This window comes from Sphingopyxis sp. OAS728, from assembly GCF_014873485.1.
Taxonomy (GTDB): Bacteria; Pseudomonadota; Alphaproteobacteria; order Sphingomonadales; family Sphingomonadaceae; genus Sphingopyxis.
In genome coordinates this window covers 1,652,821-1,667,061 of the sequence record NZ_JADBDT010000001.1, presented here as the reverse complement: position 1 = coordinate 1,667,061, position 14,241 = coordinate 1,652,821, and the positions used below count along the sequence as shown (strand labels likewise).

Genomic DNA, 14,241 nt, shown 5'->3' with positions numbered 1-14,241 from the left:
GGTCTGGAAACGGCCGGTAGGGGACCTTCCGCCTACCTGACCCGTTCGCATCGAGCGTAGTCGAGATGCCCCTCGGGCTAGGCTTTGCTTCGACGGGTGTCTCGACTTCGCTCGACACGAACGGACTACGGATGGCTGCTCACCACCCCAATGCCGACATCCCGGCAAGGGGTTCCGCAGAAACATAACCGCCAAAAAAAAGCCCCGCCGGGGCGGGGCTTTTCCCTACTGGTCGAGGAAGCTGCGCATCTTGCGGCTGCGGCTCGGGTGCTTGAGCTTGCGGAGCGCCTTCGCCTCGATCTGGCGAATACGTTCGCGCGTCACGCTGAACTGCTGGCCGACTTCTTCCAGCGTATGGTCGGTGTTCATCCCGATGCCGAAACGCATGCGCAGGACGCGTTCCTCGCGCGGGGTGAGCGAGGCGAGGACGCGGGTGACCGTTTCCTTGAGGTTCGACTGCACCGCGGCGTCGACCGGGATGACGGCATTCTTGTCCTCGATGAAATCGCCGAGGTGGCTGTCTTCCTCGTCGCCGATCGGGGTTTCGAGGGAGATCGGCTCCTTGGCGATCTTCATCACCTTGCGGACCTTTTCGAGCGGCATCGACAGGCGCTCGGCCATTTCCTCCGGGGTCGGCTCGCGGCCGCTTTCGTGGAGGAACTGACGGCTGCAACGGACCAGCTTGTTGATCGTCTCGATCATATGGACCGGGATACGGATCGTGCGCGCCTGGTCGGCGATCGAGCGGGTGATCGCCTGCCGGATCCACCAGGTCGCATAGGTCGAGAATTTATAGCCGCGGCGATATTCGAATTTGTCCACCGCCTTCATCAGGCCGATATTGCCTTCCTGAATGAGGTCGAGGAACTGCAGGCCGCGGTTCGTATATTTCTTGGCGATCGAGATCACGAGGCGCAGGTTCGCCTCGACCATTTCCTTCTTGGCGATGCGCGCTTCGCGCTCGCCCTTCTGGACCATGTTCACGACGCGGCGGAATTCGGTCAGGCTCATGCCCGCCGCCTGCGCGATTTCCGAAATCTCGATGCGGATGCGGTCGACCGCGCCGGCTTCATTTTCGGCGAAGGCGGCCCATTTCTTGTCGAGACCCGAAACCTCGTCGAGCCAATTTTCCTCGAGCTCGCGCCCGACATAATTGTCGAGGAACGACTTGCGCGGCACCTTGTGGCGCTCGGCAAGGCGCAGCATCTGGCCGCCGAGCGCGGTCAGGCGGCGGTTATAGCTGTAGAGCTGGTCGACCAGATATTCGATCTTGGTGCCGTGGAACTGCACGCTCTCGACCTGCGCGGTGAGTTCTTCGCGCAGCTTGTGGTATTTCTTTTCCGACGCCGCGGGGAATTCCTCGCCGCCCGAAAGCGATTCGAGGCGCGCTTCCTGCAGCTTCGAGAAGGCCTTGAAGCTCTTGGTGATGTTCGCGAATTTTTCGAGCGCATCGGGCTTCAGCAGCTCTTCCATCGCCGCGAGGCTGAGGGTGTTGTCTTCCTCGTCCTCCTCGAAGGTTTCGCGCTTGCCCGACGAGCCTTCGCCATCCTCGTCATCCGAGTCGGCTGCGGGCTCTTCCTCGACCTCGTCCTCGTCCTTGAACGAGACGCCGGCGGTCTTTTCGCTGATCTCGCCGTCGTCCTCGGCGCCTTCCTCGTCCATATTCTCGGGAACGGGGTCCTTCGAGAGCATCGCTTCCAAGTCGACGATCTCGCGCAGTTGCATGTCGCCGTTGTTCAGCGCGGTCGACCAGTCGATGATCGCGTTGAAGGTCAGCGGGCTTTCGCAAAGCCCAAGGATCATCGTGTCGCGGCCCGCCTCGATGCGCTTCGCGATCGCGATTTCGCCTTCGCGGCTGAGCAATTCGACCGCGCCCATTTCGCGCAGGTACATGCGAACGGGATCGTCGGTGCGATCGACCGTTTCCTTCTTCTTTTCGATCGCGGGGTTCGAAACCGAACCGGTGCCGGCGCTGACGTCGATATCGTCGTCGGTTTCCTGCTCGGCCTCTTCCTGCACATCCTCGTCGCTTTCGACGATGTTGATGCCCATGTCGGAAATCGCCGACATGATATCCTCGATCTGCTCGGACGACATCTCGTCCTGCGGCAGCGCCGCATTCAGCTCGTCATAGGTCAGGTAACCGCGCTTCTTGCCGCGCGCGATCAGCTTTTTGACGTCGGCCTCGTTGAGGTCGATCAGCGGGCTGTCGGTGTCGGTATCGGTGTCGGCGGTGTTCTTGGTGGCCATATTTGTTCCTGCCTAGGGGCAATAAGTGGTTTCGGTTCTAAGCGCTGCCTTCGCGGAGCGCCTGGAGCCGGTGCATCAGGTCCTCATCCATCGCTCGCAGCCTCTGCTGCTCTGCGATGGACTGTTCATCAAGTCTGGCTCTAGCGATCTCATCGGCTTGCAAACGGCGCATTTTCAGCTCCGCCTGCGTGTTCACGAGAGAGATAAACTCCGAAAGTTCCCTCTGCGCCCGATCGTGATCGATAGCCTCATTCTTTTTCGGCGAGCGATTGAATGAGAAGTGCATTCCATCGGCTCGGAGCAATGTCGTCGCCCTATTATACACTTTCATTGGCTCCAATATGGCAAGCAACCCCTCGCAATCAAGCCCTTCTTGCCGCATTCCGATGTCAAGCATCGCATCGAGCAATTCCGCATCGGCCGGGTCGCCGATCGAGAGCCTCGCTAACTCTTCGTCATGGCGCCGAATAATGCCCGGATAGCGCAGCAGTCCGCCGATGAGGGCGGCGATCAACGGCGCCGCGATCCCGGCTTGCCCGATGGAACGCGTCTCATCAGCCGGAGGTTGCAATCGCGGGTCGGAGGCGAAGCGGCGATTGCCCCCGCCAAATTGTCCGCCACGCGGCGGGTTTGGCGTCCAAGGCTGGCGCTGAGCGCGCTCGGGCTGCTTGCGCGCGAACAGCGTGTCGAGCCGCTCGCGGAACGCCTCGCGATAATGGTGGCGGACGTCGGCATCCTCGATCGCGTCGGCGTGCGCGAGCAGGCGGGTCTTGAGCGCCGCGCGCTCCTCGGGCGTCGCAAGCGGTCCCGCCGCGACCTCGTGCGCCCAGAGGCGTTCGACGAGCGGCTGCGTCTCGTCGAGGATGGCATTGAACCCCTCGGCGCCGCGCGCGCGGACGATATCGTCGGGGTCCTGCCCCGCCGGCAGCGTCGCAAAAGCAAGGCTGAAGCCGGGGCGGAGCAATGGCAGCGCGCGCATCGCGGCGCGCATCGCGGCCTTCTGTCCCGCCGCATCGCCGTCGAAGCAGAGTATGGGCACCGGCACCATCCGCCAGATGAGCCCGAGCTGCGCCTCGGTCAGCGCGGTGCCGAGCGGTGCGACCGCATCGGCGATCCCCGCTTCGGCGAGCGCGATCACGTCCATATAGCCCTCGACGACGATGATCCGGTTCGTCTGCCGCGACGCCGGCGATGCCTTGTCGAGATTATAGAGAACGCGGCCCTTGTCGAACAAAGGCGTGTCGGGCGAGTTCAGATATTTGGGCTCGCCATCGCCCAAGATGCGCCCACCGAACGCAATCACACGCCCGCGCGCGTCGCGGATCGGGATCATCAGGCGGCCGCGGAACCGGTCGTACGGTTCCTTGTCGTCGACGGCGATCAGCATCCCCGATTCGACCAGCATCGCGGTCGGGAATTTCTTGAGCGCTTCCTTCAATGCGCTGCGGCTCTCGGGCGCGAGGCCGAAACCGAAGGATTTGCGTGTCGCTTCCGAAATTCCGCGTTTCGCAAGATATTCGCGCGCCGGCGCACCGTTGCTGCTGCCGAGCTGCTGCGTGAACCAGTCGGCCGCGCCCTGCACGACGTCGCGCAGGCTCGCCTGTTCTTCGGCCTTTTTTGCCGCGCGGGGGTCGGCGGCGGGGACCTCCATCCCGGCTTCGGCGGCAAGCTCCTTCACCGCGTCCATGAACGACAGCCCGCGCTGGTCGGTCATCCAGCGGATCGCATCGCCATGCGCCGAGCAGCCGAAGCAGTGGTAGAAACCCTTTTCGTCGTTGATCGTGAAGCTCGGCGTCTTCTCGTTATGGAAGGGGCAGCACGCCTTATACTCGCGCCCCGCGCGCGTGACCTTCACCGTCCGCCCGATGAGCGTCGACAGCGTGATGCGCGAGCGGAGTTCGTCCAGCCATTGCGGGGTGAGGGTCAAATGTCCCCCTCTCGCTCGCGGGAGGGGCTAGGGGAGGGCATGTCCGCAATCGTGCGTTCGATCTCGCTCACGACGCCCTCAATCCGTTCCAACACATCATTGTTCCAGAACCGGATCACTCGATATCCCTGTGCTTCCAGATAGGCTGTGCGCGATTGGTCTTTTTCTACATCAACCGCATGTTGCCCGCCATCGACTTCGATGACGAGTTTTGCGCTGCGCGAGACAAAATCACAAATGAACGGGCCGATTGGAAATTGCCGGTTGAAGCGGATGCCGGCAATTTTTCGTGCGCTCAGTTGCGCCCAAAGCTTCCGTTCCGCGGGCGTGGCGTTGAGGCGTAATTCGCGGGAGCGCGCGGTCGGCCGCTTGTAGCCTTTGTCCAACAGGCCCTCCCCCGACCCCTCCCGCAAGCGGGAGGGGAGATTTTATCAGCTCAAGGCCGCCTTCACCCAGCCCGACGCCTTGCTCATGTCGAGCTGGCTGCCGAGCCGCTCCTTCACCGCGGCCATCACCTTGCCCATGTCCTTGAGGCTCTCCGCCCCAAGCTCGACCACGATCGCCTTGATCGCGGCCATCGCGTCGTCGTCGCTGAGCTGCGCGGGCAGGAAATCCTCGATCACGACGACCTCGGCCGCCTCGATGTCGGCGAGTTCCTGGCGGCCGCCCTGTTCGTACATGGTGATCGATTCGCGGCGCTGCTTGACCATTTTCTGGAGCACGTCGGTGACGAGCACATCGTCGTCGGCCGGCGCGGTGCCGGTGCGCAGCTCGATGTCCTTGTCCTTGATCTTGGCCAGCATCAGCCGGATGGTGCCGAGCCGCGCCTTGTCGCCGGCTTTCATCGCGGCGACCTGCGCAGCCTTGATGTCGTCACGAATCATGCGTGTCCCCATGCGCTGCAAATTTCGGAAAGACCCTCCCTAGCGGGAAGATTCCAAATCCGATAGCTTGTGAATCACTTTTTTGCCTCCTACTTGGTCGGCCGTTTAGCCCCCCGTCCGGAGCATGTTGAATGGCACCTGCCAACCCCCCAGTGGCGCCCAAAGTCGCGCCTAAAACCCAGCCTTCCGGGGCTACGGGTGTTCTCGTCCTTGCCGATGGCACGATCCTGTGGGGCGTGGGTTATGGCGCGAGCGGCTCTGCTGTGGGCGAGATTTGTTTCAATACGTCGATGACGGGCTATCAGGAAATCCTGACCGATCCCAGTTACGCCGGGCAGATCGTCACCTTCACCTTCCCGCATATCGGCAATGTCGGCGCGAACCCCGAGGATATGGAACGCGGTGTGCACGGAGCGCTCGGCGCGATCACGCGCGAGTTGCCGACGCAGCCCAGCAACTTCCGCAGCGTCCAGACGCTGCCCGAATGGATGAGCGAGCAGGGCGTGATCGGGCTCGCGGGCATCGACACGCGGGCGCTGACGCGCCGCATCCGCGACGCGGGCGCGCCGAACGGCGTGATCGCGCACAGCCCCGACGGCAAGTTCGACATCGACGAGCTGCTCGCCATGGCGCGCGGCTGGGCGGGGCTCGAGGGCATGGACCTTGCGAAGGCGGTCAGCCGCACCGACACCGGCGACTGGACCGGCGGCGCGTGGACGCTGGGCCATGGCTATGCGACCGAGGACGGCGGCGCGCGGCCGCATGTCGTCGCGATCGATTATGGCGCAAAGGACAATATCTTCCGCAATCTCGTGAAAGCGGGCGCGCGCGTCACCGTCGTCCCCGCGACCGCGAGCCTCGACGAGGTGCTGAGCCACCAGCCCGCGGGCGTGTTCCTGTCGAACGGCCCCGGCGACCCCGCGGCGACGGGCGATTATGCGGTGCCGGTGATCCAGGGGCTGCTCGAACGCGACGTGCCGATCTTCGGCATCTGCCTCGGCCACCAGATGCTCGGCCTCGCGGCGGGTGCCAAGACCGTGAAGATGCATCAGGGCCACCGCGGCGCGAACCATCCGGTGCAGCGCGCCGAAGACGGCGTGGTCGAGATCACCAGCATGAACCACGGCTTCGTGGTCGACGCATCGACCTTGCCCGCGGGCGTGGTCGAAACGCACAAGAGCCTGTTCGACGGATCGAATTGCGGCATCGCGATCACGGGCAAGAACGCATTCAGCGTGCAATATCACCCCGAGGCGAGCCCGGGTCCGCAGGACAGCTTCTACCTGTTCGAGAAGTTTGTGGGTGGGTTGAAGTGAGGCTTGCTACGCCTCTTCTGTTTCTGGCTTTTCCCGTTGTCTTGGCTGGTTGCGCGCCTGCCGCGGAAAGGTCCGCCAAGGACGACGACGTAGCAAAATATGATAAGGCGTTTGACAGTGGGAATGATCTTCTCGTTTTCTCGATAGAGGATGGTGAGGATCATTCGGGCGGGCCCATCAAAGGGGGGAAAGAGAGTAGCGACCCTGTGCTGAGTACCGGGTCTGCCGATCTTCTAGTGACGCTTCTCGCGGGCTGCGGTGAAGCAAAATTCTTGATCGATCAGGGCTGGACGCACGTCCAGTATGTTTCTGTTCCTCTAAAGAAAAATAATCCGTTCCGCGACCAAACCGACCTTGAGCTTGTCGAGTGTGTCCGAAAGAACTCGCTCTTTTCGTTTGGCGCCGGAATTGGCCGCGCACCTAGTTTAGATTCCTCATCTTTCAAGAGTCTGTATGCCCAAAAGAACTGACATCCAATCCATCCTCGTCATCGGCGCCGGCCCGATCGTTATCGGTCAGGCGTGCGAGTTCGACTATTCGGGAACGCAGGCGATCAAGGCGTTGAAGGAGGAGGGCTATCGCATCGTCCTCGTCAACTCCAACCCGGCGACGATCATGACCGATCCCGACCTCGCCGACGCGACCTATGTCGAGCCGATCACGCCCGAGATCGTCGCGAAGATCATCGCGAAGGAGCGCCCCGACGCGGTGCTGCCGACGATGGGCGGGCAGACCGCGCTTAACACCGCGCTCGCGCTCGCGCAGGACGGCACGCTCGCGAAATATGGCGTCGAGATGATCGGTGCCGATGCCGAGGCGATCGACAAGGCCGAGGACCGGCAGAAGTTCCGCGACGCGATGGACAAGATCGGGCTGGAGAGCGCGCGCAGCGGCGTCGCGCACACGCTCGATGAGGCGTTCGCGGTGCTCGAACGCACGGGCTTGCCTTCGATCATCCGTCCCAGCTTCACGCTCGGCGGCACCGGCGGCGGCATCGCGTACAACCGCGAGGAGTTCGAGCATATCGTCCGCGGCGGCCTGATCGCCTCGCCGACCACCGAAGTCCTGATCGAGGAATCGCTCCTCGGCTGGAAAGAATATGAGATGGAGGTGGTGCGCGACCGCAAGGACAATTGCATCATCATCTGCTCGATCGAAAATGTCGATCCGATGGGCGTGCATACCGGCGACAGCATCACCGTCGCGCCGGCGCTGACGCTGACCGACAAGGAATATCAGATCATGCGCAACGCGAGCATCGCGGTGCTGCGCGAGATCGGCGTCGAAACCGGCGGGTCGAACGTCCAGTTCGCGGTCAATCCGAAGGACGGCCGCCTGATCGTGATCGAGATGAACCCGCGCGTGTCGCGCTCGTCGGCGCTTGCGTCGAAGGCGACGGGCTTCCCGATCGCCAAGGTCGCGGCGAAGCTCGCGGTTGGCTATACGCTCGACGAGATCATGAACGACATCACCGGCGTGACCCCGGCGTCGTTCGAACCGACGATCGACTATGTCGTCACCAAGATCCCGCGCTTCGCCTTCGAAAAATTCAAGGGCGCCGAGGCGACGCTGTCGACCGCGATGAAGTCGGTCGGCGAAGTGATGGCGATCGGCCGCACGATCCACGAGAGCTTGCAGAAGGCGCTCCGTGGTCTCGAGACCGGCCTCTCGGGGTTCAATTTCGTCGACCGCCTCAAGGGCGCGAGCCACGACCAACTCCGCAACGAGCTGGCGCAGCGCACCCCCGACCGGCTGCTCAACACCGCGCAGGCGATCCGCGAGGGGCTGCCGCTCGCCGATATCAACCGCGTCGCGGGCTATGACATGTGGTTCCTCGAACGGATCGCGGAGATTGTCGCGGCCGAACAGGATGTCTGCGAAAACGGCCTGCCGCGTGATGCCGAGGGGCTGCGCAAGCTCAAGGCCATGGGCTTCTCCGACAAGCGCCTTGCTTATCTCGCGCTCCAGTCGGCGAACCTTCGCCCCGGATCGAAGCGCGCGACCGCGCGCGGTTCGGGCCTGATCCACGAAGCGGTGAAGGCGATGACCGGCGGCGTGACCGAAGCCGAAGTGCGCGCGCTGCGCCACAAGCTCGGCGTGCGTCCGGTGTTCAAGACGATCGACACCTGCGCGGCGGAGTTCGCTGCAAAGACCCCTTATCTCTATTCGACCTATGAAGCGCCGACCTTCGGCGAGGCCGAGAATGAGGCGAACCCGAGCGACCGCAAGAAGGTCGTCATCCTCGGCGGCGGTCCGAACCGGATCGGGCAGGGGATCGAGTTCGACTATTGCTGCTGCCACGCCTGCTTCGCGCTCGAGGAAGCGGGCTATGAAACGATCATGGTCAACTGCAACCCGGAGACGGTGTCGACCGACTATGACACGTCGGATCGCCTCTATTTCGAGCCGCTGACGGCCGAGGACGTGCTCGAGATCCTGCACGTCGAAATGTCGAAGGGCGAGCTTGTGGGCGTGATCGTCCAGTTCGGCGGGCAGACGCCGCTGAAGCTCGCGCAGGCGCTGGCCGAGGCGGGGATCCCGATCCTCGGCACCTCGCCCGACGCGATCGACCTCGCCGAAGACCGCGAGCGCTTCGCCGCGCTCGTCAACAAGCTTGGCCTCAAGCAGCCCGAAAACGGCATCGCACGCAGCCGCGAGGAAGCCGTCGCGGTCGCGGCGCGCATCGGTTACCCGGTGCTGACGCGCCCCTCCTATGTGCTCGGCGGTCGCGCGATGGAAATCGTCGACGATCAGGCGCAGCTCGAAAATTATATCGAGACCGCGGTGCAGGTGTCGGGCGACTCGCCGGTGCTGATCGACCGCTATCTGCGCGATGCGATCGAGGTCGATGTCGATGCGCTCTGCGACGGGACCGACGTCGTCGTCGCGGGCGTGCTCCAGCATATCGAGGAAGCCGGGGTCCATTCGGGCGACAGCGCCTGCTCGATCCCGCCGTACAGCCTGTCCGACAAGATCGTCGCCGAAATCGAGCGGCAGGCCGATGCGTTGGCGCGTGCGCTCGAAGTCCGCGGCCTGATGAACATCCAGTTCGCGGTCAAGGATGACGAGGTCTATCTGATCGAGGTCAACCCGCGCGCGAGCCGCACCGTGCCCTTCGTCGCGAAGGCGGTGGGTTCGCCGATCGCCAAGATCGCGGCGCGCGTCATGGCGGGCGAAAAGCTCGCCGACCTGCCGAAGATCAACCGCGACATCGCGCATGTCGCGGTGAAGGAAGCGGTCTTCCCCTTCGCGCGCTTCCCCGGCACCGATCCGGTGCTGAGCCCCGAGATGAAGTCCACGGGCGAAGTGATGGGAATCGACAGCAATTTCAACCTCGCCTTCGCCAAGGCGCAGCTCGGCGCGGGCGACCGCCTGCCGACCGAGGGCCGTGTCTTCGTGTCGGTCAAGGACAGCGACAAGCCGCGCATCCTTGGCGCGGTGAAACAGCTGACCGATTGGGGCTGGAAGGTCATCGCGACCGGCGGCACCGCCGACTATCTGGCGGGCGAGGGGATCACGGTCGAGCGCGTCAACAAGGTTGCCGAAGGGCGCCCGCATATCGTCGACCGGATCAAGGACGGCGATGTGCAGCTGATCTTCAACACCACCGAAGGGTGGCAGTCGCTGCAGGACTCGCAGTCGATCCGCGCTTCGGCGCTCGCGGCCGACATCGCCTATTATACGACCGCCGCGGCAAGCGACGCGTCGACGCAGGCGATCGGGGCGCTCCGCGCGCACAGTCTTGAAGTAAAGCCGCTTCAGGACTATTATTGAGGCACCGCTCCAACTCCCCGACATTGACGGAACAGCGGCGCAGCCGCCCGGCGAAGTTTCGCTGGCGCTGGATTATTGACGAAGGACAACAGGATAATGGCAAGCGTTGAAAAGGTGCCGATGCTGGCAGAAGGCTATGAGAAGCTGAACGCGCAACTCGCGACCCTCAAAGCCGAGCGACCGCTGATCGTCGATGCGATCGAAGAAGCGCGCGCGCATGGCGACCTTTCGGAAAATGCCGAATATCACGCCGCGAAGGAACGTCAGGGCCAGGTCGAAGCGACGATCGGCGACCTCGAAGACAAGCTTTCGCGTGCGCAGGTCATCGATCCGACGATGCTGTCGGGCGACCGCATCGTGTTCGGCGCGACCGTTACCCTTGCCGACGAAGACGACAAGCCCGTCCGCTACCAGATCGTCGGGCAGGCCGAGGCCGACGCCAAGGACGGCAAGATCAGCTATAATTCGCCGCTCGGCCGCGCGCTGATCGGCCGCCGCGTCGACGATGAGGTCGAAGTCACCGTGCCTGCGGGCGACAAATATTATCTGGTGACCAAGATCGAATTCATCTGACGGGCGCCGCGAGGATGAAGCCGGAGGATGCGCCGCTGGTCACGGGCTATGCGCTCGTCTGCGTGGTCGTCTTCGTGCTCCTCTGGATCACCGGCTTCCAGGTCGACGCGATCGTGCGCGCGGGATTTATTCCCGCGCGTTTCGGTAGCGCACTGATCCTCCCGCCGGGGACGATGGTCCCCTTCATCCTGACCCCGCTGTCGTCGGCCTTGCTGCACGGCGGGGTGCTGCACATCGTCTTCAACGTCATCGTGCTGCTTTTCATCGGCCGCCAGCTCGAAGCCCCGCTCGGGTCGAAGGCGATGGCGGTGCTGCTTCTCGTCGGCGCCTATGGCGGCGCGCTCGCGCAGTTTCTGGCCGATCCGCAGTCGGCGGTGCCGATGATCGGCGCCAGCGGCGCGATATCGGCGCTGATCGCGGTCTATGCGCTGATCTTCAGCCGCTCGCAGGCATCCGCCATCGGCCCGATTCCGGGGCACTGGGTGCGCGCTCTATGGCTCGCCGCGGCGTGGATCGGGCTGCAGTTGCTGATCGGCTTTGCCGGCGGCGGCGGTTTCGGCGCGATCGCGATCTGGGCGCATGTCGGCGGGTTTCTGGCGGGCCTGCTGCTGGCCCGCCCGCTGCTCCGCTGGCGCTTCGGCGCGAGATAGGAAACGCGGCCGGACGCCTGTCGGCTTTTGGGGTGGGGAACTGCCATCGTCCAACACCCCTTCGTCATCCCGGGCTTGACCCGGGATCCCCCTTTTTTCGTATCGACCGGCGTAGGTATCAAGCGGGACCCCGGATCAAGTCCGGGGTGACGATAAAAGAGAGTGTCCCCTACCGGGTCAAGAGCGGCTATCCAGCCAACAGCCCGCCCGCGAGCAGCATCGCGACGCGTACGTCGATCCCGCAGCCTTCGGCGCGTTTCGCCGCGACGAAATCGGCGATGCCGTCCAGCGGCACGCGGTGGACGATGATATCCTCGCCATCCACCCCGCCGCCCGCGCCGACCTTGGTCAATCCGGTCGCGATCAGCAGGGTGAAGCTTTCGCTGACCATGCCGGGCGAGCTGTAGAATTCGCCGACCGTGCGCCAGTTTTCGGCATGATAGCCGGTTTCTTCTTCCAGCTCGCGCTGCGCCGCTATTTCGGGCGCCTCGCCCGCGGTATCGTCGCCAACGAGGCCCGCAGGCAGTTCGAGGCACTGAACCTTCAGCGGCACGCGATATTGCTCGACCAGGATGACGTGGCGGCCGTCGGGATCCTCGTCGATCGCGAGGATCACCGCGGCATGAATGCCGCGCGAGCGCGACACATATTCCCATGTTCCCTGCTGCTTGACGGTGATGAAGCGGCCTTCCCACTGCGTCTCGATGGGGGCGTCGGGGGAGGGGCGGGTCATATAGGGTTTCCTTTTAGTTCCGTTCGCCCTGAGCTTGTCGAAGGGCCGTTCTTTCTTGCGCCGTTGAAGAAAGAACTGTGCTTCGACACGCTCAGCACGAACGAAAAAGGGGAGGTATTAAAGTTCGATCAGCCGGTCGGGAAGTTCGTTGGGATTTTCGTCGCCCTTGGGGAAATGATCGGCGAGCACGATACCCATTTGGCGCACCGCTTCGGCCATACCTTCGCCGGGCTTGCCGACACGGACGCGCTCGATCAGCGCCGCCATTGCTTCGCCCCACACTTCGGGTGTGACCTTCGCCGCAATCGCCTCGTCGGCGACGATGTCGGCGCGATGCTCTTTCAGGCTCAAATAGAGGAGGACGCCGGTGCGCCCGATCGTCTTTGCCTCGGTGCCGACCTTGAACAGGTCGATCGCGCGGACGCGCACGCGCTGCGCCTTGATCGCACGCGGCGTCAGCGCCATCCGCAGCGGGCGCCACAGCAGGATCAACCACATGCCGATCCATTTGAGTACGCCGACCGCAATCACCGTCCCAAGCCATTGATTGGCCGTCAGCTCATGCCCCCAACCGCCGGTCAGCCGGTCGTACAGCCCGCGGTAAAATTCGGGAAAGAGCGCGATCACCGACATCGCGATAAAGGCGATGACGCTCGCCCACACGAGGGCGACATCGTCATAATCGTTTGATTTCGCCGCGACGACCGTGACAATCTCGCCGCTCGTATGCGCCTCGGCAGCCGCGACTGCCGCGGTGACGATATCGTGGTCGGCCTCGCTTACATGGCTGATTTTCTGTGGCATGTCCTGCGTCCCCTACCAGCCGCCCGAGGCGCCGCCGCCCCCGAACGAACCGCCGCCGCCCGAGAAGCCGCCGAAGCCGCCGCCTCCGCCGCCGCCCCAGCTCGATCCACCGCCGCCCCATGAGGAACCGCCGCTTCCACCACCCCAGTCGTCGTCGCCCCAGATGATGATCGGTGCGCCGCCCCATGGCCGGCTGCGGCGGTGTTTCTTGCCGCGCCCCATGCGCGAGAGCATCGGCAGGACGAAGAAGATCAGGATGATGAAACCGACGAAGAAGAGCCCGCCGAAATCGCCGTCATCGGCACGGTCGCGTTCAGCCTTGTCGGCGGCAGCAGCACGCGCCGCGGCCTCCTCGGGCGGCAACTGGATCTGCTGCGCGATCGCATTGACGCCGTCCTGAATGCCGCCGGGCATGTCGCCCGCCTTGAACTTCGGCGTGATCGTGTCGCGGATGATCCGCCCCGACAGCGCGTCGGTCAGCACGGGTTCGAGGCCATAGCCGACCGCGATGTGCATCTTGCGGTCGTTGGGGGCGATCAGGAAGACGACGCCGTCGTCCTTTTCCTTGTCGCCGATCTGCCATTCGCGGCCGAGGCGATAGCCATAGTCGGCGACGTCATAGCCTTCGAGGCTGTTCACCGTGGCGACCACCAGCTGGTGCCCTGTCGTCTTTTCAAGCTGTTCGAGCTGGGTGTTGAGATCGGATTCTTCGACCGGCGGAATGATGTCCGCCTGATCGACGACGCGGCCGGTCAGCTTGGGGAAGGTCTGCGCCATCGCGGGCGCTGCGAGCAGCGAGAGGCCAAGAGCCCAGCCGAGCAAAAGCGATCTCATTGTGGATCTCCGGTTTGAGCGGCGATGGCTTCGACGCCGGCCGACAGGCCGCCGGCATAATCGCGTCGTTTGAAACGCGGCGTCATGGCATCGATGGCCGCTTTTGCTTTTTCATCGGGCAGCAAATTTTCGATACCGCTCCCCGTGGCGACACGTATCTGCCGTTCGGTCGGGGCCACCAGGATGAGAATGCCGTCGTCGTGCGCCGCGCGGCCGATGCCCCAACGGTTGCCGGAGCAGGTCGCGAAATCCTCGACACTGACGCCATGCAGGTCGGGAACCGTCACGATGGCCATCTGATGTTGTATCCGGGCTTCGTAGCGGGCGAGGCGTTTGCTCAATCCATCTTCCTCCGCGTCGTTCAATATGGTCGCGGCGTCGGTCACCCGGCCCGTCAGCGCCATCTTGGGTACGCCGGCGCAATAAGCCGCTTCGACCGGCGCTGCCGCCTTGCATCGCCCGCGATCATCAGGATCGCGAGCGGAGCGGCAAGGGC

13 protein-coding genes are annotated in these 14,241 nt (G+C 63.8%); 5 read left to right on the top strand and 8 right to left on the bottom strand.

Features of this window, described 5'->3' with window-relative positions:
- Positions 1 to 225: 225 nt before the first annotated feature.
- From rpoD to GGC65_RS07780, 4 genes are read right to left on the bottom strand one after another with little or no spacing between them, the layout of a single operon-like run.
- A complete protein-coding gene (rpoD, locus tag GGC65_RS07795) occupies positions 226 to 2,250 on the bottom strand; it encodes an RNA polymerase sigma factor RpoD (protein WP_192646636.1) in 2,025 nt (674 codons plus the stop codon).
- A gap of 37 nt (positions 2,251 to 2,287) precedes the next feature.
- On the bottom strand, positions 2,288 to 4,177 hold the full coding sequence (gene dnaG / locus GGC65_RS07790; protein WP_192646635.1) for a DNA primase: 1,890 nt from the start codon (positions 4,175 to 4,177) through the stop codon (positions 2,288 to 2,290).
- Positions 4,174 to 4,563: an endonuclease domain-containing protein gene (locus GGC65_RS07785; RefSeq protein WP_192646634.1), complete on the bottom strand. Its 390-nt coding sequence runs from the start codon at positions 4,561 to 4,563 to the stop codon at positions 4,174 to 4,176. Before GGC65_RS07785 ends, dnaG begins: the two co-directional genes overlap by 4 nt.
- Positions 4,564 to 4,608: 45 nt before the next feature.
- A complete protein-coding gene (locus GGC65_RS07780) occupies positions 4,609 to 5,061 on the bottom strand; it encodes a GatB/YqeY domain-containing protein (protein WP_192646633.1) in 453 nt (150 codons plus the stop codon).
- Between the two features lie 131 nt (positions 5,062 to 5,192).
- Between GGC65_RS07780 and carA the strand changes: the two genes are divergently transcribed.
- The 5 genes from carA to GGC65_RS07755 all read left to right on the top strand — a co-directional run bounded on the left by carA (position 5,193) and on the right by GGC65_RS07755 (position 11,374).
- Complete coding sequence (gene carA / locus GGC65_RS07775; protein WP_192646632.1) at positions 5,193 to 6,377, top strand: glutamine-hydrolyzing carbamoyl-phosphate synthase small subunit; 1,185 nt, start codon at positions 5,193 to 5,195, stop codon at positions 6,375 to 6,377.
- Entirely contained in the window at positions 6,374 to 6,847 is a 474-nt protein-coding gene (locus GGC65_RS07770) for a hypothetical protein (protein WP_192646631.1), read from the top strand. The genes carA and GGC65_RS07770 overlap by 4 nt, the downstream gene beginning before the upstream one ends.
- On the top strand, positions 6,831 to 10,151 hold the full coding sequence (gene carB / locus GGC65_RS07765; protein WP_192646630.1) for a carbamoyl-phosphate synthase large subunit: 3,321 nt from the start codon (positions 6,831 to 6,833) through the stop codon (positions 10,149 to 10,151). Before GGC65_RS07770 ends, carB begins: the two co-directional genes overlap by 17 nt.
- Positions 10,152 to 10,247: 96 nt before the next feature.
- A complete protein-coding gene (greA, locus tag GGC65_RS07760) occupies positions 10,248 to 10,724 on the top strand; it encodes a transcription elongation factor GreA (RefSeq protein WP_192646629.1) in 477 nt (158 codons plus the stop codon).
- Positions 10,725 to 10,738: 14 nt separating this feature from the next.
- Positions 10,739 to 11,374: a rhomboid family intramembrane serine protease gene (locus GGC65_RS07755; protein WP_192646628.1), complete on the top strand. Its 636-nt coding sequence runs from the start codon at positions 10,739 to 10,741 to the stop codon at positions 11,372 to 11,374.
- A gap of 187 nt (positions 11,375 to 11,561) precedes the next feature.
- On the opposite strand, the gene GGC65_RS07750 is transcribed toward GGC65_RS07755, so the two are convergent.
- From GGC65_RS07750 to GGC65_RS07735, 4 genes are all read right to left on the bottom strand, one after another.
- Entirely contained in the window at positions 11,562 to 12,107 is a 546-nt protein-coding gene (locus GGC65_RS07750; protein WP_192646627.1) for an NUDIX hydrolase, read from the bottom strand.
- A 117-nt stretch (positions 12,108 to 12,224) separates the two neighbouring features.
- The gene (locus GGC65_RS07745) at positions 12,225 to 12,911 is read right to left on the bottom strand and encodes a TPM domain-containing protein (protein WP_192646626.1); all 687 of its coding nucleotides are present in this window, start codon (positions 12,909 to 12,911) and stop codon (positions 12,225 to 12,227) included.
- A gap of 12 nt (positions 12,912 to 12,923) precedes the next feature.
- Positions 12,924 to 13,745, bottom strand: coding sequence for a TPM domain-containing protein (locus GGC65_RS07740; protein ID WP_192646625.1), 822 nt, complete (start codon positions 13,743 to 13,745; stop codon positions 12,924 to 12,926).
- Entirely contained in the window at positions 13,742 to 14,149 is a 408-nt protein-coding gene (locus GGC65_RS07735; protein WP_192646624.1) for a TPM domain-containing protein, read from the bottom strand. Before GGC65_RS07735 ends, GGC65_RS07740 begins: the two co-directional genes overlap by 4 nt.
- Positions 14,150 to 14,241: the final 92 nt, after the last annotated feature.

What these genes read in the sequence shown, in the direction of transcription:
- GGC65_RS07740 (WP_192646625.1), bottom strand. Translation starts at nt 13,745, where the DNA reads ATGAGATCGCTTTTGCTCGGCTGGGCTCTTGGCCTCTCGCTGCTCGCA.
- carB (WP_192646630.1), top strand. Translation starts at nt 6,831, where the DNA reads ATGCCCAAAAGAACTGACATCCAATCCATCCTCGTCATCGGCGCCGGC.
- greA (WP_192646629.1), top strand. Translation starts at nt 10,248, where the DNA reads ATGGCAAGCGTTGAAAAGGTGCCGATGCTGGCAGAAGGCTATGAGAAG.
- rpoD (WP_192646636.1), bottom strand. Translation starts at nt 2,250, where the DNA reads ATGGCCACCAAGAACACCGCCGACACCGATACCGACACCGACAGCCCG.
- GGC65_RS07755 (WP_192646628.1), top strand. Translation starts at nt 10,739, where the DNA reads ATGAAGCCGGAGGATGCGCCGCTGGTCACGGGCTATGCGCTCGTCTGC.
- GGC65_RS07750 (WP_192646627.1), bottom strand. Translation starts at nt 12,107, where the DNA reads ATGACCCGCCCCTCCCCCGACGCCCCCATCGAGACGCAGTGGGAAGGC.
- GGC65_RS07780 (WP_192646633.1), bottom strand. Translation starts at nt 5,061, where the DNA reads ATGATTCGTGACGACATCAAGGCTGCGCAGGTCGCCGCGATGAAAGCC.
- GGC65_RS07735 (WP_192646624.1), bottom strand. Translation starts at nt 14,149, where the DNA reads ATGGCGCTGACGGGCCGGGTGACCGACGCCGCGACCATATTGAACGAC.
- carA (WP_192646632.1), top strand. Translation starts at nt 5,193, where the DNA reads ATGGCACCTGCCAACCCCCCAGTGGCGCCCAAAGTCGCGCCTAAAACC.
- GGC65_RS07745 (WP_192646626.1), bottom strand. Translation starts at nt 12,911, where the DNA reads ATGCCACAGAAAATCAGCCATGTAAGCGAGGCCGACCACGATATCGTC.